General features: G+C 72.1%; 26 protein-coding genes and 1 pseudogene. 14 read left to right on the top strand and 13 right to left on the bottom strand.

Annotated elements, in window-relative coordinates:
- Positions 1–142: 142 nt before the first annotated feature.
- The 9 genes from AB0M56_RS21855 to AB0M56_RS21815 form a co-directional block, all read right to left on the bottom strand.
- Entirely contained in the window at positions 143–331 is a 189-nt protein-coding gene (locus tag AB0M56_RS21855) for a hypothetical protein (RefSeq protein ID WP_364178991.1), read from the bottom strand.
- The gene (locus tag AB0M56_RS21850; RefSeq protein ID WP_364178989.1) at positions 328–750 is read right to left on the bottom strand and encodes a hypothetical protein; all 423 of its coding nucleotides are present in this window, start codon (positions 748–750) and stop codon (positions 328–330) included. The genes AB0M56_RS21855 and AB0M56_RS21850 overlap by 4 nt, the downstream gene beginning before the upstream one ends.
- 110 nt (positions 751–860) lie before the next feature.
- Positions 861–2012: a M20 family metallopeptidase gene (locus AB0M56_RS21845; RefSeq protein WP_364178988.1), complete on the bottom strand. Its 1152-nt coding sequence runs from the start codon at positions 2010–2012 to the stop codon at positions 861–863.
- Positions 2009–3007 (bottom strand): 2-dehydropantoate 2-reductase, encoded by a 999-nt coding sequence (locus AB0M56_RS21840; protein ID WP_364178987.1) that lies wholly within the window; start codon positions 3005–3007, stop codon positions 2009–2011. Before AB0M56_RS21840 ends, AB0M56_RS21845 begins: the two co-directional genes overlap by 4 nt.
- A complete protein-coding gene (locus tag AB0M56_RS21835) occupies positions 3000–3791 on the bottom strand; it encodes an SDR family oxidoreductase (protein WP_364178985.1) in 792 nt (263 codons plus the stop codon). Before AB0M56_RS21835 ends, AB0M56_RS21840 begins: the two co-directional genes overlap by 8 nt.
- The gene (locus AB0M56_RS21830; protein WP_364178983.1) at positions 3791–5089 is read right to left on the bottom strand and encodes an MFS transporter; all 1299 of its coding nucleotides are present in this window, start codon (positions 5087–5089) and stop codon (positions 3791–3793) included. The genes AB0M56_RS21835 and AB0M56_RS21830 overlap by 1 nt, the downstream gene beginning before the upstream one ends.
- Positions 5086–5982 carry a polysaccharide deacetylase gene (locus tag AB0M56_RS21825; RefSeq protein WP_364178981.1) on the bottom strand — a complete coding sequence of 299 codons (897 nt, stop codon included), beginning with the start codon at positions 5980–5982 and terminating at the stop codon, positions 5086–5088. The genes AB0M56_RS21830 and AB0M56_RS21825 overlap by 4 nt, the downstream gene beginning before the upstream one ends.
- Positions 5979–6989 carry an Lrp/AsnC family transcriptional regulator gene (locus AB0M56_RS21820; RefSeq protein ID WP_364178980.1) on the bottom strand — a complete coding sequence of 337 codons (1011 nt, stop codon included), beginning with the start codon at positions 6987–6989 and terminating at the stop codon, positions 5979–5981. Before AB0M56_RS21820 ends, AB0M56_RS21825 begins: the two co-directional genes overlap by 4 nt.
- A gap of 38 nt (positions 6990–7027) precedes the next feature.
- Complete coding sequence (locus tag AB0M56_RS21815) at positions 7028–7585, bottom strand: TetR/AcrR family transcriptional regulator (protein ID WP_364178978.1); 558 nt, start codon at positions 7583–7585, stop codon at positions 7028–7030.
- Positions 7586–7635: 50 nt separating this feature from the next.
- Here AB0M56_RS21815 and AB0M56_RS21810 point away from each other — a divergent pair, with 50 nt between their 5' ends.
- The 3 genes from AB0M56_RS21810 (at position 7636) to AB0M56_RS21800 (ending at position 8915) form a co-directional block, all read left to right on the top strand.
- Positions 7636–8070: an SRPBCC family protein gene (locus AB0M56_RS21810; protein ID WP_364178976.1), complete on the top strand. Its 435-nt coding sequence runs from the start codon at positions 7636–7638 to the stop codon at positions 8068–8070.
- Positions 8071–8190: 120 nt separating this feature from the next.
- Entirely contained in the window at positions 8191–8562 is a 372-nt protein-coding gene (locus AB0M56_RS21805) for a helix-turn-helix domain-containing protein (protein WP_364178974.1), read from the top strand.
- Positions 8563–8582: 20 nt separating this feature from the next.
- A complete protein-coding gene (locus tag AB0M56_RS21800) occupies positions 8583–8915 on the top strand; it encodes a hypothetical protein (RefSeq protein WP_364178972.1) in 333 nt (110 codons plus the stop codon).
- 3 nt (positions 8916–8918) lie between these two features.
- On the opposite strand, the gene AB0M56_RS21795 is transcribed toward AB0M56_RS21800, so the two are convergent.
- Together AB0M56_RS21795 and AB0M56_RS21790 are read right to left on the bottom strand one after the other, a co-directional pair.
- Positions 8919–9569: a response regulator transcription factor gene (locus AB0M56_RS21795; RefSeq protein WP_364178971.1), complete on the bottom strand. Its 651-nt coding sequence runs from the start codon at positions 9567–9569 to the stop codon at positions 8919–8921.
- Positions 9566–10777 carry a histidine kinase gene (locus AB0M56_RS21790; RefSeq protein WP_364178969.1) on the bottom strand — a complete coding sequence of 404 codons (1212 nt, stop codon included), beginning with the start codon at positions 10775–10777 and terminating at the stop codon, positions 9566–9568. The genes AB0M56_RS21795 and AB0M56_RS21790 overlap by 4 nt, the downstream gene beginning before the upstream one ends.
- 157 nt (positions 10778–10934) lie before the next feature.
- Here AB0M56_RS21790 and AB0M56_RS21785 point away from each other — a divergent pair, with 157 nt between their 5' ends.
- The 5 genes and pseudogenes from AB0M56_RS21785 (at position 10935) to AB0M56_RS21765 (ending at position 16359) form a co-directional block, all read left to right on the top strand.
- Positions 10935–12401, top strand: coding sequence for a glycosyltransferase family 39 protein (locus AB0M56_RS21785; protein ID WP_364178967.1), 1467 nt, complete (start codon positions 10935–10937; stop codon positions 12399–12401).
- Entirely contained in the window at positions 12398–13012 is a 615-nt protein-coding gene (locus tag AB0M56_RS21780) for a GPP34 family phosphoprotein (RefSeq protein WP_364178965.1), read from the top strand. The genes AB0M56_RS21785 and AB0M56_RS21780 overlap by 4 nt, the downstream gene beginning before the upstream one ends.
- Positions 13013–13356: 344 nt before the next feature.
- Complete coding sequence (locus AB0M56_RS21775; RefSeq protein ID WP_364178963.1) at positions 13357–14130, top strand: isocitrate lyase/phosphoenolpyruvate mutase family protein; 774 nt, start codon at positions 13357–13359, stop codon at positions 14128–14130.
- Between the two features lie 482 nt (positions 14131–14612).
- Positions 14613–15626: pseudogene (locus AB0M56_RS21770) on the top strand (aminotransferase class V-fold PLP-dependent enzyme).
- An 88-nt stretch (positions 15627–15714) separates the two neighbouring features.
- Positions 15715–16359 (top strand): hypothetical protein, encoded by a 645-nt coding sequence (locus AB0M56_RS21765; RefSeq protein ID WP_364179278.1) that lies wholly within the window; start codon positions 15715–15717, stop codon positions 16357–16359.
- Between the two features lie 71 nt (positions 16360–16430).
- Here AB0M56_RS21765 and AB0M56_RS21760 read toward each other — a convergent pair whose 3' ends face one another.
- Positions 16431–17348, bottom strand: a complete 918-nt coding sequence (locus AB0M56_RS21760) for a ferritin-like domain-containing protein (RefSeq protein ID WP_364179277.1) — start codon at positions 17346–17348, stop codon at positions 16431–16433.
- A gap of 134 nt (positions 17349–17482) precedes the next feature.
- Here AB0M56_RS21760 and rimP point away from each other — a divergent pair, with 134 nt between their 5' ends.
- The 6 genes from rimP to rbfA all read left to right on the top strand — a co-directional run bounded on the left by rimP (position 17483) and on the right by rbfA (position 23565).
- Positions 17483–18031, top strand: a complete 549-nt coding sequence (gene rimP / locus AB0M56_RS21755; RefSeq protein WP_364178962.1) for a ribosome maturation factor RimP — start codon at positions 17483–17485, stop codon at positions 18029–18031.
- Entirely contained in the window at positions 18028–19074 is a 1047-nt protein-coding gene (gene nusA, locus AB0M56_RS21750; RefSeq protein ID WP_364178960.1) for a transcription termination factor NusA, read from the top strand. The genes rimP and nusA overlap by 4 nt, the downstream gene beginning before the upstream one ends.
- 143 nt (positions 19075–19217) lie before the next feature.
- Positions 19218–19439, top strand: a complete 222-nt coding sequence (locus AB0M56_RS21745; protein WP_364178959.1) for a YlxR family protein — start codon at positions 19218–19220, stop codon at positions 19437–19439.
- Between the two features lie 121 nt (positions 19440–19560).
- Positions 19561–22602 carry a translation initiation factor IF-2 gene (gene infB / locus AB0M56_RS21740; protein WP_364178957.1) on the top strand — a complete coding sequence of 1014 codons (3042 nt, stop codon included), beginning with the start codon at positions 19561–19563 and terminating at the stop codon, positions 22600–22602.
- A 148-nt stretch (positions 22603–22750) separates the two neighbouring features.
- Positions 22751–23044, top strand: coding sequence for a DUF503 domain-containing protein (locus AB0M56_RS21735; protein ID WP_364178956.1), 294 nt, complete (start codon positions 22751–22753; stop codon positions 23042–23044).
- A 32-nt stretch (positions 23045–23076) separates the two neighbouring features.
- On the top strand, positions 23077–23565 hold the full coding sequence (gene rbfA / locus AB0M56_RS21730) for a 30S ribosome-binding factor RbfA (RefSeq protein ID WP_364178954.1): 489 nt from the start codon (positions 23077–23079) through the stop codon (positions 23563–23565).
- A 180-nt stretch (positions 23566–23745) separates the two neighbouring features.
- Here rbfA and AB0M56_RS21725 read toward each other — a convergent pair whose 3' ends face one another.
- Entirely contained in the window at positions 23746–24237 is a 492-nt protein-coding gene (locus AB0M56_RS21725; protein WP_364178952.1) for a MarR family transcriptional regulator, read from the bottom strand.
- Positions 24238–24258 lie beyond the last annotated feature (21 nt).

Here is a 24258-nt window from a genome sequence, read left to right as displayed (position 1 = left end):
CTGATTCGTGCCTGCGGTGTCAGGCGGGGTGAGCCGCTGCTGGCGCTGACCGTGCCACGGCGGGCTGGTTCCCGTGGTGGCGAGCTCGGGGTGGGCTGCCGCCTGCCATGGCCGGCTCAGGGTGAGCCGTTACCGGCCTGGCTCACGGTGAGCCGTCGCCGGCCATGTCCGACTCGATGCTGTCGAGCGTGGACTGGATGCCGTTGAGTTCGCTCGTCGCCTGTGCGCCACCGCCCGACGGCGCCGCCGAGTCGCCACCGTCGCACGCGGTGCACCCCAGCGCCAGTAGCGCGGCCGCCCCGACCGCGGCCGCGAGCCGGGCCGCCCTCACTTCGTGCCCGCGGGCTTGCAGTGCGCCGAGGCGAACGCGTCGAGCTTGCTCTTCGCGTCGCCGAGCTGGCTGATCCGGCTCTGGCGCTTGTCCGCGCGCTTCTGCAGCCGGTCGGCCGCCGCGGTGTGGCCCTTGGCCTTCTGGTCGGCCGAGCGCGCCTCGAGGTTCGCGACGGACCCGGCGACCTCCGCGCCGCCGTTGATGCGGTCGGTCAGGTTCTGCGCCCGCTTCTGCAGCTTGGGCACCCACTCGCCGCAGACCTGCTGCGACTCCTCGGGGCTGAGCGTGATCGGCGCGACGCTGGACGGCGCCGGGGGAGCGGTGGTGTCCGCCACGGCCAGCGGCGTCACGACCAGCAGCCCGGCCGCGACACCGCCGCCCGCCAACGCCAGCCGCCGGGTCCAGGTGGTTCCTCGCATCGTTCGTTCTCCCTCTCGTGACCGGTGAGTTCCGGGTACGGGCAGTACCTTCTCGTCCCGGTGTACGAGGGGTGTGGGGTGAATGTTCGGGCTTCGTAAAGCCCGGGTGCCTACTCGGTGCCGAGCCGGTGCAGGACCGCGGCCGCCAGCGCGGTGCGTTCGAGCATGCCTTCGACGCTGATGTGCTCGTGACGCGCGTGGGCGCCGTCGCCGACGGCGCCGAAGCCGTCGAGGACGGGGTGGCCCAGGGCGGCCACGAAGTTGCCGTCGCTCGCGCCGCCGACGGAGCATTCGCGCAGGGTCACGCCCAGCTCGGCCGCGAGGCCGCGCGCGAGCTCGTAGAGCCGGGCGATGCCGTCCGAACGCTCCATCACGGGCCGGTTCCAGCCGCCCTCCACGGTGACGGTGGCGCGCGGGTCGTGGGCCGTGATGGCCGCGACGCCCGCGTCGATGCGCGCGGCTTCGGCGGCGCTGGACACGCGCACGTCGATCTCCCCGCGCGCCGCCCCCGCGATCACGTTCTGCCTGCTGCCGCCGGAGATCACACCGACGTTCACGGTGGTCCCGGCGTCAAGGTCGGTCATCGCGTGCAGGGCCAGGATCGCGCGGGCCAGCTCGTCGATCGCGCTCGCGCCCTTCGTCGGGTCGAGGCCCGCGTGGGATTCCACGCCTTTCGCGTGTACCTGGAACAGGCCCACGCCTTTGCGGGAGGTCTTCACCGCACCGTCGGCGCTGGCTTCGAACACCAGCGTCGCCTTCGTGCCCGCGGCCGCCTCCTCGATCGTCGGCCGCGAGGCGGGGCTGCCGAGCTCCTCGTCGCCGTTGAGGACCAGCCGGATCGCCGGGCGGGCCACGCCGGCGGCGTCGAGTGCGCGCAGCGCCCACACGGCGTGGACCAGGCCCGACTTCATGTCGAAGATGCCCGGCCCGGTCGCGCGGTCGCCGTCGACGGTGAACGGCCACTCGGCGAGCGTGCCCAGCGGCCACACGGTGTCGTAGTGGCAGAGCAGGAGGACGGGCTGCTCGCCGGCGCCGGGGTAGTCGTAGACCTTGATGTCGCCGTGGCGGCCGCCGTCGACTTCACGCACGGCCGTCGGATCGCCGAGCCGGGAGCGCAGCCAGCCGTCCACCCAGGACAGCCCGCGGATGAGACTTTCCTTGTCGTCACTGGGAGTCTCGATGCCGACGTACTCGGCGAGGTCGGCGAGCAGGTCGTCGCGGTGCGCGCGCACCCACTCGTGCAGCTCGCGGATTCCGGTCACAGGTGTGCCTCCAGTTCGGTGAGGTGGTCCTCGGACATCGCGGCGCCGGCCTCGACGTCGCCGAGGCGTTTGAGCACGGCCGTGAGCAGCGGCAGGCCGATCCCCAGCTCGGCGGCTTCGTCGAGCACCGGCGCGTAGTGGTGGAAGACCTCCACCGGACGGTGGCGCACGGCGATGTCGCGCCAGATCCCGCTGCGGTCCTTCGGCTGCGAGCGCAGCCAGGCCACCAGCCGGTCCGTCGCCGCCTCGCGCCCGTCCGCGCCCGGCAGGTACGCGGTGGGATCGAACTGGTCGAACGGCTCCAGGACCCGCGAACCGGCCGCGGCGAACACCTCGGCCGCGAGCGCGTGCATCAGCGGCTGGTGCCGGTCGATGAGGTCGGCCATCGGCGCGTCGGCCAGTGCGGTCGTGGTCAGCATCGCGCCGAAGCCGAGCTTGGCCCACAGGTAGCCCTCGACGTTGGCGGTCGCCTTGGCCGGGCCCCAGGCCTGCAGATCGGCCACGACTTCCTCGACACGGCCGGTGATCCGGCCGTCGGGCTCGCCGATGACCAGGGCGCCGGCCCCGCCGTCGCGCACCACGCCGGGCTCGGCGACGTCGGCGAAGAGGTTCACGAACGCGCCCACCGTGCGCTGCTCGCCGACGAACGACGCGATGAGCTGCTCGTTGAGGCCGTTCTGCAGGGACACCACGAACCCGTCGGACGCCAGCCGCGGTTCGAGCCACTGCATGGCGTGCTCCGTGGCCTGGGCCTTCACGGAGAGCAGCACGCGGCTCAGCTCCGGCGGCGCCTCGTCGGGAACGAACGCGGGAAGGTCGACGCGCTCCTCACCTTCGGATCGCACCAGCGTCAGCCCGCGCTCGTTGATCGTGGCCACATGCGCCGCGTCGGCGTCGACGATCACCACCGGGTGCCCGGCTTTCGCGAGGTGGAACGCCAGCGTTCCGCCGATCGCGCCGCCACCCACCACCGTGTAAGAGCGGCGGTCAGACATGAGTGCTTCCTCCCGTTTGGACTGGGGTTTCTCCGGACCAGTGCAGCGGCAGGCCCGCCGCACCCGCGGTCGAGCCGCCGTCGACGCGTAGCACCGTGCCGGTGATCCACCCGGCTTCCGGGCCGGCGAGCCAGAACACGGCGTCGGCGATCTCACGCGGCACACCGCGGCGGCCGAGCGGGTTCACCGACACAGCCGCGGCGTAGGCCTCGGTCACGGGATTGGCTTCGCTGTCGACCGTCACGAACCCGGGGCTCACGGCGTTGACGCGGATGCCGTGCGGACCGAGCTCCACGGCACACGCCTTGGTCGCCATCTCCAGCGCGGCCTTCGACGTCGCGTAGTGCGAGGCGCCGGGCCGGGCGCGCGTGGCCGCGCCGGAGGAGATGTTCACGACCGCGCCGGTGGTGCCGGCGGCCACGTGCTTGCGTCCGAACGCGACGGTGGTGAGCACCGCCGCCCGTACGTTCACGTCCTGCACGCGATCCCAGCGCTGCGCGGTCATGTCGAGCAGGCGCGTGGCGGGGTAGATACCGGCCGCGTTGACGAGCACGTCGACCGCGCCGGCCGCGTCCACCAGGCCTTCGGCGTAGGCGGCGTCGGCGAGGTCGCCGGGCAGCTCGGCCACGGTCACGCCGTGGTCGGCGCGTAGCTTTCCGGCCACCGCGGACAGTTCGGCCGGACGCAGGTCCGACAAAGTCAGCCGGTCGCCCGCGGCGGCGAAGCGGGCCGCGATCGCGGCCCCGATCCCGCCCGCGGCACCGGTGACGAGCACAGTGCGCACTAGAGCTGCTTTCCCTTCGTCTCGGGCATCGTGAGGTACACCGCGACGCCGATCAACGCAGCGACGGCGACGTAGATCCACACGAGATCCCCGTGGTGATTGGCGTTGAGCCAGGTCGTGACGTACGGCGCGGTGCCGCCGAACACGGCGACGGCCAGCGCGTAGGGCAGCCCGATGCCGGTGGTGCGCACCTCGGGCGGGAACTGCTCGGCCATGATCACCGCGCAGTTGGCCGAGTAGCCGACGATCAGCACGAGCCCGATGAGCTCGATCACGAAAACGCTCCAGAACCCGTTGGCCAGGAAGTGGAACGCGGGCCACGCGAAGATCACGAACCCGGCCGCGAACGCCGTCATCGTGGGTTTGCGGCCGATGCGGTCGGACAGCAGCCCGCCGAAGGGCAGCAGGCAGATGAACACGAGCATCGCCAGCGTGTTGGCCAGCAGCGCCGTCTTGAGCGGGATTCCGGTGGCGAGGTGGGCGTAGGCCGGCATGTAGCTGACCCACACGTAGTAGATGAGCGTGCCGGCGATCGTCACGCCGGCCACGCGCAGCGCCGCGCCCGGGTGGTCGCGGAACATCGCGACGACGGGGTTCCGGCGTGGTTTGGCGGTGATCTTGCCGAACGCCTCCGTCTCGTGCACCGAGCGGCGCAGCCACAGCCCGACCAGGCCCAGCAGCCCGGCGACGCCGAACGCGAGGCGCCAGCCCCAGCCGTGCAGGTCGGAGTCGGACAGTGTCGAGTTGAGGATGGTGCCGAGCAGGGCCGCGATGAGCGAGCCGGCGCCGACGGAGACTTGCTGCCAGGACCCGGCGAACGCCCGGCGTCCGGTGGCGGCCGACTCGATGAGGAACGCCGACGACGAACCGAACTCGCCGCCCGCCGAGAAGCCCTGCACGAGCCGGGCGAGCAGCAGGACGATCGGGGCGCCGACGCCGATCTGTGTGTAGGTGGGGCAGACCGCGATCACGATCGACGCGCCCGCCATCAGCGAGATGGTGAGTGTGAGGCCCTTCTTGCGGCCGCGCCGGTCGGCATACGCGCCGAGCACCGCGCCGCCGATCGGGCGCATCACGAAGCCGACGGCGAACACGGCCAGCGTGGACAGCAGTGCCGTGGTTTCGTTGCCGCCGGCGAAGAACTGGCCGGCGAAGATGGGGGAGAAGGTGGCGTACACCGCCCAGTCGACCCACTCGACGGTGTTGCCGATCGAGCCGGCGACGATCGCTTTGCGCTGCTTCGGGTTCAGGCGGTGGGTTTTGGTGGAGGTATCCGAAGTGGACGGTACGGTCGTCATGGCTGCGTCCCTTCGGTTGCGAGGACGTGGTCGACGACCTGGGCGTGGGTGGCGAACCACACGCCGGCGTGGCCGCTGATGTGGTCGAGCAGCTCGGTGAGGATCGTGACGCGTGAGCGGTGCCCGATGATGTGCGGGTGCATGGTGAGCTGGAAGAGCCCGCCCTCGGCGTAGGCGGCGTCGAACTCGTCGCGCCAGATCGAGAGCACTCCACGCGGCGGCGTGTACGGCCGCAGCGAGGCGAAGCGGTCCATCATGAAGTACGGCGCGTCGTCGCGGATCCACTCCACGGGCAGCTCGACGACGCCGGTGGGCTCGCCGTTCTCGAGCAGCTCGTAGCAGTCGTCGTCGGCCATCAGCGAGGAGTCGTACTTCAGGCCGAGCTCGCGCGTGATGGAGAGGGTGTGGGCCGAGAAGTCCCACGACGGCGTGCGGATGCCGACCGGACGGGTGCCGGTGAGGCGTTCCAGCACGTCGGCGGCGCGGAAGGCGAGGTCGCGCTCCTCGGTCTCGGCCAGCGCGGTGTTGCGTTCGTGGATCCAGCCGTGCAGGGCCACTTCGTGACCGGCGTCCACATAGGACTTGACTTCGCCGTCGTGCAGCAGGGCCGACACGGCGGGGACGAAGAAGGACGCGGGGGCGTTGAAGCGGTCCAGCAGTTTGAGCAGGCGCGGCACGCCGACGCGGGCGCCGTACTCGCCTTGGGCGAGCTTGCCGGGCAGCACTTCACCGTCGCGCAGGGCGGGCGTCTCGTGGTCGGAGTCGAAGGACAGCGCCACGGCCACCTTCGCGCCGCCGGGCCACGACGCCGGCCGCAGTGAGCGGCCGGCGCGGACGTGCTCGACGTGTCCCCGCCACGTCTTCTCGTCCCAGAGCCATGGTTGTTCGGTCATGCTTCCTCCCGGGTTGCTGTGGCCGCCGGCGTGGGCGACCAGGCGCGTTTGAGGGTCGAGACCTGCAGGGTCACGTCGGCTTCCCGCAGGCCCGGCAGGGCGCCGACGACGTCGGTGGTGTGGCGGTAGAGCTCGCCGTAGTGACGCAGCACGATCTGGCCGACGAGGTTGAAGCGGCCGGTCGTGGCGCTGAGGTACTTGGTGCCCGGGTGAGCGGCGAGCTGCTGTCCGGCGCGGTCGAGCTCGGCCGGGACGACCGAGAGCCAGAGCATGAACTCGAGGGCGTAGCCGAACATCGCGGGCTCGGCGAGCGTGCGGAAGCGCAGGCAACCACGGCGTACGAGGGAGTCGATGCGGCGCGCGACGGTGGACTCGCTCGTGCCGACCTGGCGCGAGACCTCTTTGAACGACAGCCGGCCGTCTTCGCCGAGTGCGGCGCTGATCGCGAGGTCCAGCTCGTCCAGCTGCTCCGGGGGGCGTTCCCAGTGCTGTTCCTCGAACGGCCGTACCTCGCCGCCGCGCAGCTCGGCCGCCGCTTCCGCGCTGAGCTCGCCGGAGTTCCAGTCGTGGTTGGAGGTGAACGTGCGCATCACGGCGAAGGTCTCGGCGTCGCGGACGTTGTCGGCGGCGGGGAAATCGCCCTGGAGACGCGCGATTTCGCGGTAGGTGGGGAGCACGAACTCGGCTGAGCAGTCGGCACTGCCGGCGAGCACGGTGGCGTAGCGGACCTCGGGCCGCGCGGCCAGCGCCTCGGCGACGGCGGCCGCCGTACCGGGCCGGCACCGCAGCCGCGCCAGCACCGGCACGCCGAGGCCGCAGCGCAGCACGTCGACCACGCCGATCACGCGCAGCTGGCCGGATTCCGTCAGCTGGCCGGCGCGGCGCAGCACGGTGGACTCGCTCGTGCCCACGTGCCGGGCGATCGCGCCCCACGACGCGCGCCCGTTGAGCTGCAATGCGGCGACGATGCGCCGGTCCAGATCGCTGACTTTGACTTCGTCGGGCACGACTGCATCGTGGATGCAGGAAAACGTCAAGTCAAGGGTCAGGTCTGCAAGAAACCGGCGTTCTGCAGGTTCAGGAAGCGTTCCATCGCCGCGTCGACGGCTTCGCGGTCACCCGTGGTGACGAGGTCGAGCAGCAGCCCGCGCGCCACGGCGAGGCCGAGCCGGGCCTGCGCCGCGCGGTGCTGCTCGGGCACGCCGAGCCGTTCGAGCAGCGCTTCGACGGGCGCGAGCCAGCCGTCGATCACGCCGTCGAGGAACTCCGCCGTGCCGGGCGCGCCGCCGAGGGCTTGGCCGTAGAGCTGGAAGAAGAGCTTTTCGTTGTGGCGCAGCGCTTCGTCGGTGAGCCGGCGCCAGAACACGCGCGCCAGCTCGTCCGGCGGCAGGCTCGGGTCGAGGTCGGCGAGCACGGCGCGCTGCCGGCGTTCCACCTCGCGCGCGACCTGCGTGAGCAGGCCTTCCTTCGAGCCGAAGTGGTAGATGAGCATCCGGTGGCTCGTGCCGAGCGCCGTCGCGAGCGCGCGGAGGCTCTGCTCTGCCCCGTTCCGCGCGATGTGCTCGACGGCCGCGTCGAGGAGCTTCGCCCTTGCCTCCGCCATGTACCAGATGGTACATGTACCACGTGGTACATGCTCTTTGAGGAGGCCTGATGCAACGAATCTCGGTCCGGGCCCGCACGCCCGCCGATCCGGCGACGGTCTACGCGCTGCTGCGCGACGGCGAGAGCTGGCCGCGCTGGTCGCCGCTGGGCTCGTTCGAACTGGCCCGTGCGGGTTCGTCGGAACGCGAGGGGCTGGGTGCGCTGCGCGTGTTCCGCACCGGCCGCACGCGCTCCTGCGAGGAGGTGATCGAACTGGTCCCCGACCGCCATTTCGGCTACGCCTTGCGCAGCGGCCTGCCCCTTCGCGACTATCGCGCCTACGTCGACCTGACCCCGGTCGACGGCGGCACGGAGATCCACTGGCACTCGTCGTTCACGGGCAAGGTGCCGGGGACGGGGTGGTTCTACCGGCTGGTGCTGGCGCGGTTCATCGGCCGCGTGGTGGCGGGTTTGGTGGCGGAGACGTCTCGGGTCGCTCGGTAGGTTTCCGGCCCTCGGGTTCGGGCAGCGCTGCGCTGGGGGTGCGGCGGTGCCCTCGGGTTGAGGTGCGGTGGTGCCCAGGAGTGTTACTCTCTTTGAGAGAGTGATTCGAGGAGGCCTGTGGTGCTGGGAAACCCTTACGACCGCGACTGCCCGACCCGCCAGCTCCTCGACCGCATCGGCGACCAGTGGACCGTCCTCATCGTCGGCTCCCTCCGCGACGGCCCGCTGCGCTTCACCCAGATCGGCAAACGCGTCGAGGGCATCTCCCAGAAAGTCCTGACGCAAACCCTCCGCAGCCTCGTCCGCGACGGCATCCTCACGCGCACGGCCTACCCCGTCATCCCACCCCGCGTGGAATACGAACTCACCCCGCTGGGCCGCGACCTGTCCGAGCCCCTCGACATGCTCGACCGCTGGGCCCGCCACCACATGACCCAGGTGACCGCCGCCCGCGAGGCGTTCGACGCGGAACACACGCCGGCTTCGGCTTGAGGTAGCGCGAATGAGGGCCGATGGCTGACGAAGGTGGCTGCGGCGAGGTGGAGCGCGTCGAGGGAAAGCTCTCCAACTACGTGAAGGCCGACGCCGGCAAGGATGCGGCGACTATGGCGCCGAGAGTGAGTGCTCCCGCGACAACGTGGTTGCCGCGATGCCACACCTGGCTGTGGGTGATGAGGATGATCCTGAACTCATTGGAATCGCTGCAGTTGATCACGAACCTCACCGAGAACTCCTTCCTCTCTCAGAGAGGTGGCGCTCACTACGCGCTGACCGACCTCGGAACGGCGCTGCTCGCCAAGTTGCGCAACGAGGACGAGACTCTGCAGTCGACCGCCCTGGCCTGAACCTCAGCGACTCACCAACCCGGCCTCATGTGCCAGCAACCCCGCCTGCGTCCGGTTCGCGCATTCCAGCTTCACCAGCATCCGCGACACATAGCTCTTCACCGTGGCCTCCGCGAGGTGCAGGCGGGCGGCGATGTCCGCATTGGACAGTCCCTCGCCGAGGCAGGTGAGGACGTCGCGTTCGCGGTCGGTGAGGGCGCCGGCGCGGCGGAGGGCCGAGGCGGTGCGGGCGTGGCCGTCGGCCGACAGTGCGACGAGGCGGCGGGCCGCGGAGGGGGACAGGACGGTGTGGCCGTCGGCGGCGACGCGGACGAGGCCGATGAGGTCTTCGGGCGGTGTGGACTTCACGAGGAAACCCGCGGCGCCCGCGCGCAGCGCCCGGATGACGTAGGTGTCGGCGTCGAAGGTGGTCAGCGCGACGACCGCGGGTGGGTCCGGCAGTTGCACGATGCGGGCGATGGCGGTGAGACCGTCGACGCCCGGCATGCGCAGGTCCATGAGCACGACGTCGGGGCGGTGCCGGACGACGGCCTCGACCGCTTCGGCGCCGTCGGAGGCCGAAGCGACCACCGCGAGGTCCTCGGCCGACCCCAGGATCGTGCGCAGGTGCGCGCAGACCATCGGCTCGTCGTCGGCCACGACCACCGTGATCACCGGGGAGCACCTTCCGTCGTCGGGACGTAGGCGGGAAGTATCGCACCGACGCGGAATCCGCCGCCCGGCTCGGGGCCGGACTCGAGCTGCCCGCCGACGAGCTCGACGCGTTGCCGGAGCCCGCTCAGCCCGGAGCCCGAGCCGCTGCCGGCGAGCGTCGGGTCGGGCGGCAGGCACCCGCGGGTGTTCGTGACGCACACGTCGAGACCACCCGAGTGGTACCGCAGCGACACGGCGGCCGACGAACCCGGCGCGTGCTTGCGGACGTTCGTCAGCGCTTCCTGCACCACGCGGTACGCCGTGCGCGCCACCGTCGGCGACACCTGGTCCGGGTCCCCGCGCACCGAAAGCTCCGTGGCCACGCCGACGGCCACCGACTCGGCCACCAGGTCCGCCGGCGAAGCGACCGGGGCCGGCGAAGCGGCGGGGGGTTCGATGCTCGAACCGTCGCGCAGCACGCCCACCAGATCACGCAGCTCGTCGAGCGCGTGCGCGCCCTCACGGCGGATGTCCTCGGCCGCGGAGCGCACGGACGGGTCCGTCGACACCACGCCGAGCGCGCCCGCGTGCAGCACCATCAGGCTCAGCCGGTGGGTCACCACGTCGTGCATCTCGCCCGCGAGCCGCCGCCGTTCCTCGGCGCGGGCCCGCTCCGCGAGCAGGTGCTGCTCGCGTTCGGCGCGCTCGGCCCGGTCCCGCAGTGAACGCAGCAGCTGCCGGCGCGCCTCGAAGTACAGCGCCACCGCCACGGGCAACGCGGTGCTCAGCAGCCCGAACGGCGTTGTGTTCCAGGCGGGGTCCCACGGCCGCGTCGCCAGCACCGCCAGCACGCCGCCGATCCACAGCAACCGCCGCCGGTCCATCACGCGCGGGAGCTGGCTCAGCACCACCGGCGTCACCGTGGGCACGGTCATCAGGCTCGGCTGGTCGGCGGGCACCAGCAGCCCGGGCCAGAACAGGTCCGACGCCAGCATCGCCAGCGACGCCACCACGAGCATCCCGGCCACCGCGTCGGGGAAGCGGAACACCGCCAGCAGCGAAAGGTCGCACGCGAGGCGCAGCGCCAGCCCGGCGTACGGCCCGAAGGCCCCGCTCGTCGGTCCGGCCCAGTGCAACGCGAAGTCGAGCCCGGCGAACAGGACCGCCGCCGCCAGCAGCCAGCCCATTTCGGCCGGCCGGGGCCAGGTTCCACGCCGCACTTCGCTCACCCCCGTCACGGTAACGGCTGGTCCGGACCGCCGCGGGGGAATCGCACCGGCCGGGACAGGACCCGCAACGAAAGTTGCGCGCGGGACAACGTTCGTCGTCCGCACCGGCTACCGATCACCGTTTCGCCGGCCCCGGCCGGCGCGGTGGACTCGGATCATGACGAGCCTCATGACGAGCCGCGAGACCAGCAGGGGGGAGATCGCCCCGTTCGCCCGGCTGCCGGTGCTCACCGTGGCCGCGCTGGCGGCGGCGCTGCTCGGGCTCACGAGCGTCCGCTACGCGCACGGGTTCGACGAGCTCTATTTCCTGGTGGCTGGTCGAGATCATCCGGCCTGGGGGTATTTCGACCAGCCACCGCTCGTCCCGCTGCTCGCGGGCACGCTCGACCGCCTGTTCCCCGGTTCGTTGCTCGCGTTCCGGCTGCCGATGGCGCTCGCGGTCGGCGCCGGCGTGGTGGTCACCGCGCTGATCGCCCGCGAACTGGGCGGCCGCCGCCCGGCGCAGCTGATGGCGGGCGGGCTGTCCGCCACGTCCAACCTGGTCGTCCTCAGCCACTGGGTCTCCACCTATGCGCTGGACCCGTTCCTGTGGACGGTCGTCGGCTTCCTGCTGGTCCGCTGGACCCGCACGCGCCGCGACGGCCCGCTCGTGTGGGCGGGCGCGGTCACGGCGGTGTCGCTGGAGGTCAAGTTCCTCATCCCCGCGCTGTGGGCCGCCGTGCTGGTGTCCGCGGCGGTCGTCGGCCCACGTCGTCTGCTGAGCCACCCGAAACTGTGGCTGGGCGCGCTGATCGCGGTGGTCGCCACGATCCCCGCGCTCGGCTGGCAGGCCACGCACGACTGGCCGTACGCGCACATGGCCGACGTCGTCGCCGCCGAGTTCCCCGGCTACTTCGCCTTCGCGCGCGACGGGCTGCTCGGCGCGGGCATGGGCGTCGGCGTGCTGGCCCTGCTCTACGGGGTGTGGCGCCTGTTCCGCTCGCCCGAGCTGCGGCCGTACCGCTACCTTGCCTTGGCGTTGCTGCTGGTCACCGTCGTGGTGGTGCTGATTCACGGCCGTTCGTACTACCTGATGAGCCTCTACGCGCTGCCGTTCGCGGCCGCGGCCACGGAGCTGAGCCGGCGCGACCTGGTGCGCTGGTGGCGGATCCCGGTGGGGATCGCGTTCGGGCTGTCGGCCGCCGTCACCGTCGCCGCGCTGCCGGTGTGGCCGGCGTCGGTCACGGCGACGTCGTTCGGGCCGTTTTCGCTCGGCACGGTGTTCGCGGACGGCGAGACGGCGCAGAAGCAGGTCGCCGACGTCGTCGGGCAGACGTACTCGTCGTTGCCCCCCGGGGTGAAGGCCCAGACGGCGGTGTACGCGGAGATCTACCCGTTCGCCGCGGCAGTCGAGTACTACGGCCCGCGGTACGGGATCACCGACGTCTACAGTGGACACCGCGGTTACTGGTACTTCGACCGGCCACCGGACCAGGCGCGGGACGCGCTTTTCACCGGCTTCGACCCGACGCTGCTGAAGCCTTACTTCGCGTCGGCGACCGAGGTCGTGCCAGGACTTGTTTGGCTCTACACCGGAAGGACGCAGTCGTGGGACCAGATCTGGCCGTCGGTGAAGCGGCAATGACCCCCTCGCTGGCTACCCAGGCCTACCTGCTCGCGTGCGACCCGGACCAGGGTCGCATCCGCAGACGCGGCCACGCCGCACTGCTCGTGCGTGCTTCCGCTGTCACAGACCTCCTGCTGCGCGGCCACCTGACGGTCACCGGCGGCCGCGTCTCGGCTGCCGGCCACGGCCCCACCGGCGACCTGTTGCTCGACGACCTGCTCACCGACCTCGCCGACGAGGGCCCGACCCGCTGGCGACGCCTGCTACGCCGCAACTCGGCCGACACCCTCCGCTCCCTGGAGCTGCAGCTGGCCGCCGCGGGACTCCTGCGGTCACACGTCACGCCGGTGCTGCGCCGGAAGGTTTTCCGCCTCGACGATCGGGTGCGGGCCGATGAGGTCCGCGCCACTGTGGACCGAGCGCTGCGCGCGCCCTTGTCCGAAGTGGACACCCGCGCCGCCGCGCTGACCGCCCTCGCCGCGGCGGCCCAGGTGGGATTCACCCGCCGCTCGTCCCGCCCCCATGCCGCGCGCCTCGCTCAGCTGGACGACGCCGCGGGCCCGGCGGTGCCGGCGCTGCGCAGACTGCTGCGCACTCGCCGGGTGGCGATCATGGCGGGCGGGAGCTGAGTGCGTGCGGTTGGGCGGTGACTCGATTGCGGTGAGTGGCGGGTGAGGGTTGGCCGGCGACCGAAACCGATGGGTGGCGGTTGAGCGCGGAGCACGGTGGCGGCCGAACCTGGCGGGGCAGTGCTTGAGCGGATGTGGCTGGGCGGCGAGCGATTGTGGAGGGTGGCGGTCGCGCGCTCAGCCGGTGGCGGCCGAACCTGGGGAACGGCAGTTGAGCGGAGTGCTGTTGGGCGACGGCCGATTCGGGCGAATGAGCGCTCGGCTCAGCGGCCTCGGTATCGCAGGCGGCACCTGAGCGGATTGCTTCGGCGGCCGCCGAAGCGTCGCGCGCGTAGGTTGCGGGCATGACTTCGTTCGCCGCTCTGCACGTGCCCGGGAAACCGTTGCTGCTGCCCAATGTGTGGGAGTTCGGCTTCGCGGCCGCGCTCGCCGCGGCGGGGCACCCGGCGGTCGGCACGACGAGCCTCGGCGTGTCGGCCGCCGCGGGCCTGGCCGACGGGGCCCCGGCGTCCCGCGCGGCGACAGTGGCGCTGACCCGCGCGCTGGCTCCGCTGGACGTGCTGGTGAGCGTCGACGTCGCCGACGGCTTCAGCGCGGACCCGGCCGAGGTCGCCGACCTGGTCGCGGAGCTCGCCGAAGCGGGCGCCGTGGGCGTGAACCTCGAAGACGGCCGCGCGGACGGCACCCTCGCGCCGGTGGAGGTGCAGAGCGCTTTGATCGCGGCCGTGCGTTCGGCTTCGCCCGTTTTCCTGAACGCGCGCACGGACACCCACTGGCTCGGCTCGGGCCCGGTTTCCGCCGCGATCGCGCGGGCCCGCGCCTACCGCGACGCGGGCGCCGACGGGGTGTTCGTCCCGGGCCTCGCCGACCCGGGCGAGGTCGCGGAGGTGGTGGCGGCAGTGGACGTGCCGCTCAACGTCCTGTTCCTGCCGGGCCGCGTCACGTTGGCCGGCCTCGCCGAGCTGGGGGTGGCGAGGGTGAGCCTGGGCTCGACGCCGTACCGCGTCGCGCTGGCCGCCGCCCTGGCGACCGTGGACGCCGCCCGCGACGGGACTTCCCTGCCACTGCCTCCGCCGTCCTACGCGGAGGTAGCGGATTTGCTGCCACCGGCCCTGTAGTGAGGGGGATGCGGGCTTCGCGGTAGAACGGCGCCGCTTCCTCGTTCGTTCGCCGACGTGGCGGGCTGCCCGCACGGCCACGGCCCGGCGGGCGCGCGCCTTGGGGCGCGGGCGTTGTCGTTTCCGTCGTCCACGCGGAGGTGGCGGGGTTGCTGCCGCCGGGTCTGTAGTGAGCGGATGCGCGCTTCCGCCCTCCCGTGCCGACGTGGCGGGCTGCCCGGACGGCCACAGCTCGGCGGGGGCTGGAGACATGCGCCTCAAGGCGCAGCCGGTGCGGCCTTACGCCGACGCGGCCGAATTGCCGCCACCGGTTTCAGAAGCACTTGGGGGAGGGGCGGTACAGGACGAGCCCTTCCAGGCCGACGTTTCGAGGAGCCCGCACGGCCGTCAGCGGAGCTGGAGCCATGCGCGCCTCGCACGCGGCGGCCTTCCGTACGCGGAAGTGGCCGGGTTGCTGCCACCGGTTCAGTAGCGTCGAAGGCATGCGCGCCTTCGGAGCCGAGTTCGCCGTTCCCGCCGGGTACCTGAACACGCCGAGCATCGGGATCCCGCCGGAGCGGTCGCGGACGCCGTGGCGGCGGCCGTGCAGCGCTGGCGGGTCGGGGCGGACCTGCCGGGAGGGTTCGACGAGGCCGTGGCGCGCTCACGCAACGCCTTCGCGCGGCTGACCGGCGTGCCGACCGACCGCGTGGCCGTCGGCGCGTCGGTGTCCCAGCTGGTCGCCAACGTCGCGGGAGGCCTGCCCGAGGGCGCGCGCGTCCTGGTGGCGGCCGGGGACTTCACGAGTGTCACGTTCCCGTTCGCCGCGCGGCCCGACCTCAAAGTGACCGAGCGGCCGCCGGCACAGCTGGCCGGGCACGTCGAGGGCCACGGACCTCGTGGCGGTCAGCCTGGTGCAGTCCGCCGACGGCACCGTCCTGGACACCGAGACCCTGCGCACCGCAGCGGAGAGTGCCGGCGCGGCCGTGCTGCTCGACGTCACGCAGGCCGCCGGCTGGCTGCCGCTCGACGTCGCGTGGGCCGACTGGGTGGTGTGCGCGGGCTACAAGTGGCTGTTCTCGCCGCGCGGGTGCGCCTGGCTGGCCGTGCACCCGCGCGCCCACGAGCGCACCCGACCCGTCGCCGCCGGGTGGTACGCGGGTGACGACCCCTGGACCACCGTCTACGGCCTGCCCCTGCACCTGGCCCGCGACGCCCGCGCCTTCGACCTCTCCCCGGTCTGGCTCGCCCACACCGGCGCGGCGCCGGCGCTGGAGTACGTCGCCGGCCTCGACCTCACCGCCGTCCGCGACCACAACGTCGGCCTCGCGGACTCCCTGCTCGCCCCCCTGGACCTCCCGCCCCGCGGCACCGCCATCGTGTCGCTGGACGCGGACCCCGACCGGCTCGCCGCGGCGGGCCTCGTCGTGAGCAAACGCGCCGGTCGGGTCCGCGTCGGATTCCACCTCTACAACACCCCTGACGACGTCGAACGCCTTCTCACCGCATTCGGCTGAAGGCGCTCAGCGCGGTGAACTACCGTATGTGCCCGTGGTCGGTCCCCAATTCACCCCCGGTCCCTCGGACACGGCGCCGCTCGCTGCGGTGCCCGCGCAGCCGGGGTCGCCGCCCGGCCTCGGCCCCGGCTCCGGCCAAGGCCCAACCCCGCCGCAGCGGCCGCAGGACACCAAGGCGCTGCTGCTGCGCGGTGCGGGCCTGGTCGCGATCGCCGTCGTGGCCGGGCTGGTCTGGTTCCTCATCCGGCACGACAGCACGCCCGAGCCGGTGGCGCAGGCGCCGGTGAAGACGAACCCCTTCGACTACAAGCTGGTGGAAGGCCCGAACAAGTCCACCGACTGCGCGGCGAAGGCCTACGACGACACCAAGAAGTTCTTCCAGACCAACCCGTGCTCCTCGCTCGCGCGCGGGCTTTTCACGGTCGAGTACGGCGACGCGAAGGCGCTCGTCTCCGTCGTCAAGGTGAGCATGCCGACCGCGGCGCAGGCGGCGCAGCTCAAGGCGCTCACCGATCAGGACGGCACCGGCAACGTGAGCGACCTGATGCGCGACGGCACGTACAAGGCCGCGGGCGCGCCCAAGGTGAGTGGCGACCAGGCGGAGTACGAGTCCCGGGTCACGGGCACCGACGTCACCATCGTCCTGGCCGACTTCTACGCCAAGCACCGTGACGACGTGCTGCTCAAGCGCATCGCCACCAGCGCGCTGGACCTCGGCCCCGACCTGCGCTGACCCCTACGACGCGAAAAGGGCCGTTCCCGAAGACACCGGGAACGGCCCTTTTTTTCACCGCCGGACCCAGCTCAAGCCGGCTGACCCGGCATCGCCAGTGCGGTCGGCTTCTCGTCCGCCTCCTGGCGCCACGGCGTGCCTCGCCGGGCCGCCGCGATCAACGCCTGCAAAGCCATCTTCCGCAGCCCCGCGTCGTCCGTGTGGGTCACGACGCCGAGCCACGCGGCCGCCGAGTCCTCCTCGGCGCTCGCCACCAGGGCGGCGGCCGAGGCGGTGTCCTTGACCGGCTTCGGCGGCACGTACGCCGCTTCCGGGGCCACCGGCGTGCCGCCCGCGGCCTCGATCATCTGGGTGACGACGTCGCGGCGCGCGGTGTGCTCGGCGCGCCCGGCCTTCAGGGCGTCGCCGAACTCGCCCGGCAGGAAGGCCGTGACCAGCCCGTACACCCACAGCGCGGCGTGCTCCGAGGCCAGCGCCTTCTGCAGGGGGTCGACGGCGTCGGACGCGGCGGTGGCGGCGGGCGCGACCACGGCCTGGGCGTCTTCGCCGGGCCCGAGTGTCGAGGCGAGGCGCTGCAGGCTCGCGCAGCCCGCCGCGACGCCCGCGACCAGGCCGGCGCGGTAGGCCGGGAGCGAGGGCACGAGGTCCTCGGCCTGCTTGCGGGCCGTCGCCAAGCGCTCTTTGAACGCGCCCAGGTCGGCGGGCGCGGGCGGGGGCGCCGTGGTCGGCTTGGGCCGGTTCAGCCGGTCCACCTCGGGTTTCAGGGCAGCGGCCTGGGCGGCGCGCGCGTCGGCGACCTGCCCGGCGACCCCGCCTCCGAGGGCTCTGGCCGCAGCGGCGTCCGCGTCGGCGGCGGACAGCAGCGGGGCGAGCGGGTCGGGGCTCTCGTCGTATCCCCCGGAACAGGCCACCAGCGGGAGGGCCAAAGCGGCGACGGCGCCCAGGCGCAGAACGCCGCGCCGGGAAAGGTCGGTCGGTCTTGCGGTCACGTCGGCCCATCCTGCCAGGCCCGGCACCGGCACCGCCGCTCGCGCGTCCTCCTGGGGGCGCAGGATAAGCTGGTCCACCACCGACCACTGTCGTGACCAGCCCGCGTCACCTCGGCCGAACAGGAGTGCTCCACGTGCCCAACGAACTCGCCAGCCGGCTTCAGCCGATAGTGGCCGAAGCCGTCACCGTCGCGGGTTTCGACCTCGACTCGTTCGAGGTGCAGCAGGCCGGCCGCAAGCAGCTGGTCAAGGTCGTCGTCGACTCCGACGACGGGGTCGGGCTGGACGAGATCGCCGAGATCAGCCGCAAGGTGTCGGCGGCGCTCGACGAGAACGAGCACGTGCTCGCGAGCGCCTACACCCTCGAGGTCACCTCGCCGGGGCTGGACCGGCCGCTCGCGCAGCCGCGCCACTGGCGACGCGCGAAGTTCCGCCTGGTCCGCATCACGCCCGCCGACGGCGCGGAGTTCGTCGCGCGGGTGGGCCACGCCGGCGAGGAGCGCGTGACCGTGCTCTTCGAGGGCCGGCTGAAAGACGTGCACTACAAGTCGGTGGCGAAGGCCGTGGTGGAGATCGAGTTCAAGCAACCACCCGTCGACGAGCTCAAACTGTTGGAAGAGGACGCGTCCGGCAAGAGCAGCACCCCTGCCGGCCAGACGGAAGCGAAGGAGGAGCCGAAGTGAACGTGGACATCGCCGCGCTGCGGGCGATCGAACGGGACAAGGACATCCCCTTCGACACGGTGATCGAGGCCATCGAGACGGCCCTGCTCACCGCCTACAAGCACACCGAGGGGCACCAGTCCCACGCGCGTATCGACATCGACAAGAAGACCGGCCTCGTCCGCGTCCTCGCGCACACCCTCACCCCCGAGGGCGAGGTCGACGAGGAGTGGGACGACACGCCGGAGGGCTTCGGCCGGATCGCCGCGACGACCGCCCGCCAGGTCATCCTGCAGCGGCTGCGCGACGCCGAGCACGAGAAGACCTTCGGCGAGTTCTCCGCCAAGGAGGGCGAGATCGTGGCCGGTGTGGTGCAGCGCGACGCGCGCGCCAACGCCCGCGGCATGGTCGTGGTCCAGGTCGGTGACACCGAGGGGATCCTGCCCTCGGGCGAGCAGGTCGCGGGGGAGTCCTACGAGCACGGCACGCGCATCAAGGCGTTCGTGGTCGGGGTCTCCCGCAGCAACCGCGGGCCGCAGATCATGCTCTCGCGCACGCACCCGAACCTGGTGCGCAAGCTCTTCGCGCTCGAGGTGCCCGAGATCGCCGACGGCACCGTCGAGATCGCCGCCGTGGCGCGCGAATCGGGGCACCGCACCAAGATCGCGGTGCGCTCCACCGTGCCCGGGGTGAACGCCAAGGGCGCCTGCATCGGCCCGATGGGCGCGCGCGTGCGCAACGTGATGAGCGAGCTGGCCGGCGAGAAGATCGACATCATCGACTACTCGGAGGATCCGGCCCGCTTCGTGGGGAATGCATTGTCCCCGGCGAAGGTTGTTTCGGTACGTGTCGTGGACGAGCGGGCGAAGACGGCCCGCGTCGTCGTGCCCGATTTCCAGCTCTCCCTCGCCATCGGCAAGGAGGGCCAGAACGCGCGGCTCGCGGCCCGGCTCACGGGCTGGCGCATCGACATCCGCAGCGACGCCGCACCCGCCGACCCGGCGGGTGATCAAGACCACGCCGGACAGGCGCGGCCCGCCGCGACAACCGGTTCGGCTGAGTGAAGGTCGAAGCGCTAGACTCATCACTGGTTCAGGGTCCGCCGCGGGGATGTGGCGACACGACCGACCTCCAGCGCCACCGGCACTTCCCGGTACGCACGTGTGTCGGTTGCCGGCAGCGGGTCCTGATCGGTGAGCTGCTGCGAGTGATCGCGGTGGCCGGGCGGCTGGTCGTCGACGAACGTCGGCGGCTGCCGGGGCGGGGCGCGTGGCTGCATCCCGCACCGGATTGTCTGGCCAAGGCCGAGCGGAAGCGGGCGTTCCCCCGGGCACTTCGGGCCCAGGGCACGCTCGACGCCGCGGGGCTGCGTGAGCACGCGGCGTTCACCATGGAGATGGGCTCCGGGACCCACCCGGAACCGCAGTGAATCAAGGAAGCAGGTCGACCCGTCATGAGTCAGCCGTGAAGCCGACGCCATGAACGCGCGACGATAAGGACGAGGTCAGCGGGTCTCTTCACCGCCTGGCCTCCCCTAGATGAGGAGAGCTGTGCCAGGCAAGGCCCGTGTTCACGAGCTCGCGAAAGAGCTCGGCATCACCAGCAAGGAAGTTCTCGCCAAGCTCAAGGAGCAGGGCGAGTTCGTCAAGTCCGCGTCATCCACGGTCGAGGCGCCCGTCGCCCGCCGTCTGCGTGACGCGTACCCCGCCAAGGGCGGGAAGAAGTCCGGCCCGACGCCCGGCCCGCGGCCCATGCCGCCCGCCCCCGGCTCGGGCAACTCGAACGCTGCCGCGCCCGCTCCGCAGGCCCCCCGGCCCGCGGCCGCGCCCGCTCCGCAGCAGACCCAGCAGCAGGCGCCGGCGGCCAAGGCCGCTCCGTCCGCCGCTCCGCAGCAGTCCGGCCCGCGTCCGGCCACCCCGGGCAGCCGCCCGGGTCCGGGCCCGCGTCCCGGCCCGCGCCCGGCCACGCCCGCTCCGGCCCAGCCGCAGCAGGAACCGCAGCCCCAGGTGCAGGCCCCCGCGGCCAAGGCCGAGCCGTCCGGTGGCAGCACCGCGGCGCCGAAGCCCGCTCCGAAGCAGGACGCTGCGTCCGGCTCGGTCGTGCCGCCGAAGCCGCAGGGCCCCAAGCCCGGCGGTCCCAAGCCCGGCCCGCGCACCCCGCGCGTCGGCAACAACCCGTTCGGCGTCGGTTCCGGCGCCCCGGCCCCGCGTCCGCCGGCCCAGCGCCCCGGTCCGGGTCAGGGCGGCGACAACCGTCCGCCGCGTCCCGGCGGTGCCGGTGGCGGCGGTGACCGGCCCGCGCCGCGTCCCGGCGGTGGCGCCGGTGGCAACCGGCCGAGCCCGGGCAACATGCCCCCGCGGCCGAACCCCGGCATGATGCCGGGCCGCACCCCGCGTCCGGCCGGTCCGGGCGGTGGCGCCCGTGGCGGTCCCGGTGGCGGTGCCCGTGGCGGTCCCGGTGGCGGCGGCGGTCGTCCCGGTGGCGGCGGCGGTGGCGGCGGCTTCCGTCCCGGTGGTGGCGGCGGTGGCGGTGGCTTCCGCGGCGGTCCCGGTGGCGGTGGCGGCGGTGGCGGCTTCCGTCCCGGTGGCGGCACCGGTGCTCCTGCCGGCGGTGGCGGTGGCTTCCGCGGTGGCGGCGGCGGTCGTGGCGGCCCCGGTGGCCGTGGCGGTACCGCGGGTGCCTTCGGGCGTCCCGGTGGTCCCTCGCGCAAGGGTCGCAAGTCGAAGCGGCAGAAGCGCCAGGAGTACATGGACAACATGCAGGCGCCCAGCGTCGGCGGCGTCCGCCTGCCCAAGGGCCAGGGCGAGACGATCCGGCTGCCGCGTGGTGCCTCGCTGACCGACTTCGCCGAGAAGATCGACGCCAACCCGGCTTCGCTGGTGCAGGTGCTCTTCCACCTCGGCGAGATGGTCACGGCCACGCAGTCCGTGTCCGACGACATCCTCGAGCTGCTCGGCGGCGAGATGAATTACGTCGTCCAGGTCGTGTCCCCCGAGGAGGAGGACCGCGAGCTGCTGGAGACCTTCGACATCACCTACGGTGAGGACGAGGGTGGCGAGGAGGACCTGCAGGTCCGGCCGCCGGTCGTGACGATCATGGGTCACGTCGACCACGGTAAGACCCGCCTGCTGGACACGATCCGGAAGACGAAGGTGCGCGAGAGTGAAGCCGGTGGCATCACCCAGCACATCGGCGCCTACCAGATCGAGACCGAGCTCGAGGGCACGCCGCGGCTGATCACCTTCATCGACACCCCGGGTCACGAGGCGTTCACCGCCATGCGTGCTCGTGGTGCGAACTCGACGGACATCGCGGTGATCGTGGTGGCCGCCGACGACGGGGTCATGCCGCAGACGGTCGAGGCGATCAACCACGCACAGGCCGCCAAGGCTCCGATCGTGGTCGCGGTCAACAAGATCGACAAGGAAGGCGCCAACCCGCAGAAGATCCGCCAGCAGCTCACCGAGTACAACCTCGTGGCCGAGGAGTACGGCGGCGATACGATGTTCGTGGACATCTCCGCGCGGGAGAACATCAACATCGATGGTCTCCTCGAGGCGATCCTGCTGACGGCCGACGCCGCTCTGGACCTCCGGGCCAACCCGGACATGGAGGCCCAGGGTGTCGCGATCGAGGCGCACCTCGACCGCGGCCGCGGCCCGGTGGCCACGGTGCTGGTGCAGCGAGGCACGCTGCGCGTCGGCGACTCCGTCGTCGCGGGCGACGCCTACGGCCGCGTCCGCCGCATGGTGGACGAGCACAACGTGGACGTCACCGAGGCGCTGCCCTCGCGTCCCGTCCAGGTCATCGGGTTCACCTCGGTGCCGGGCGCGGGCGACACCTTCCTGGTGGTCGACGAGGATCGCGTCGCCCGGCAGATCGCCGAGCGCCGCTCCGCTCGCACCCGCAACGCGCTCAACGCGTCGCGCCGCAAGCGGGTCAGCCTCGAGGACCTCGACTCCGCCTTGAAGGAGACGAGCAGCCTCAACCTGATCATCAAGGGTGACAACTCGGGTACCGTCGAAGCGCTCGAGGCGGCACTGCTGCAGCTGGACGTCGGCGACGACGTCGAGCTGAACGTGGTGCACCGCGGTGTCGGTGGCGTGACCGAGTCGGACATCGACCTGGCGACCGCGTCCGACGCGATCGTGCTCGGGTTCAACGTCCGGGCCCAGGGCAAGGCGACCGAGCGGGCCACCCGCGAAGGCGTCGACGTCCGGTACTACACGGTCATCTACCAGGCGATCGACGAGATCGAGCAGGCCCTCAAGGGCATGCTCAAGCCGGAGTTCGAAGAGGTGGAGCTCGGTCGCGCCGAGGTCCGAGACGTCTTCAAGTCCTCCAAGATCGGCACGATCGCGGGTTGCCTGGTCATGTCCGGGGAGATCCGGCGCAACGCCAAGGCACGCCTGCTCCGCGACGGCACCGTCATTGCCGAGAACCTGCCGATCAGCTCGCTGCGGCGGTTCAAGGACGACGTGGTCGAGGTTCGTGAAGGGTACGAATGCGGTCTGACGCTGGGTTCGTACAGTGACATCAAGGTCGACGACGTGATCGAGACCTACGAACAGCGGGAGAAGCCCCGTGCGTGACGGCTAGCTGGGAGAGGGGCGGGCTCGCAGGCTGCGCTCGCCCCTCTCCCGCCGTCACGGTGTTTCTTGGGGGTCGAACCCCCAAACCCCCGCCAGGGGGCAAGCCCCCTGGCCCCCCGGGGTCGTTGCGTTTCTTTTGAAGGAGCCTATGTACGTCGGAGCTCTCGAGCTCGACATCCTGCTCGACGACATTCACTCGTTGAAGCAGAAGCGATCCGTGATCAAGCCGGTCGTGGCGGAGGTGCGCAAGCGCTTCGCCGTCTCGGTGTCCGAAGCCGGTCACCTCGACCTGCACCGGCGAGCCCTGATCGGGGTGGCCGTGGTCGCCGCGGGTGCCGAACACGTCCGGGACGTGCTCGACTCGTGCGAGCGGTTCGTGGCCTCGCGACCGGAGTTCGTCCTGCTGTCGGCGCACCGCCGGCTGCTGGGTCCGGACGACTAGACCGGAGAACATTTCAGAAGGAGACACCTCCCATGGCCGATCCTGCTCGGGCTCGCAAGCTCGCCAAGCGGATCTCGCAGATCGTGGCGTCGGCGATCGAGCACGACGTCAAAGACCCGCGGCTCGGTGCCGTGACCATCACGGACACCAAGATCACCGCGGACCTGCACGACGCCACGGTGTACTACACGGTGCTCGGCGAAAGCCTCGACTCGGAGCCGGACTTCGCCGGCGCCGCGGCGGCTCTCGAGTCCGCGCGTGGTGTGCTGCGCACCAAAGTCGGGCAGGGCACCGGAGTCCGCTACACCCCGACCCTCGCGTTCGTGGCCGACAGCATCCCCGACGACGCGCGCCGCATCGAGGAACTGCTCGCCAAGGCCCGCGAGGCCGACGCCGAGGTGGCCCGCCAGGCCACCGGCGCCCAGCACGCCGGCGAAGCCGACCCGTACAAGGCGCCGCGCGAAGACGACGAAGACCTCGCCGACACCGACATCGAAGCCGAAAAGGAGACCCGAGGCTGAACCGCTCCGGAGGATCCCCGACGTCCCACGACGCGGCGCGCTGTTCGGTGGCGCCGCGCCGTTCGTCGCCACCTCCTCCGGGCGCTCCGCCCCGCTGGGTACGCCGCCCGCGGCTACCCCGCCCACCAGGCCGCCGGCCCTGAACGCACGACGTTCAGGGCCGGCGGTTTTTTTATCCGGTCAGTCCGCCGGCCGGGTGGCGGTCACGGCGTCGGTCAGCGCTTTCAGTAGTTCCAGCGCCTGTGGTCGCAGGTCGTCAGGCAGCAGGTCCCACGCCGCGCGCTGGTTGTCGCGCAGGCGGGTACGGGCGCGGTCCCAGTGGGCGCGGCCGCGGTCGGTGAGGTCGACGACGACACGGCGGTCGTCGTGGGCGTGCGGGGTGCGGCGGACGAGGCCGGCGGACTCCAAGGCCTTCACTGAGCGCGTGACGGTGGGCTGGGCGAGCTTCGCCTCCTGCGCGAGCTCGCCGATGGTCATGGCGCCGAGCCGGGCCAGGGGAGTCACGAGCTGGGCCTGCGAGTCGCTGAGGGCGGAGGCGGCCGCGGCCTGCGCGTCGAGGCGGGCGCGGTTGGTGCGCATGGCCGAGTAGAGCGCGTTGCAGGCGTCGGCGAAGCGGTCGACGGCGGTGTCGGCGGGCTCGAGGGACCCGGAGGGCTCGGAGGGCTCGGTCACCCGGAAAGATTAGATCACCGG

Origin of the sequence: Amycolatopsis sp. NPDC051372, from assembly GCF_040682095.1 — a bacterium.
In the GTDB taxonomy this organism is placed as follows: Bacteria; Actinomycetota; Actinomycetes; order Mycobacteriales; family Pseudonocardiaceae; genus Amycolatopsis.
Note: the sequence above shows the minus strand (reverse complement) of the source record. Positions and strands in the feature narration are given on the sequence as shown.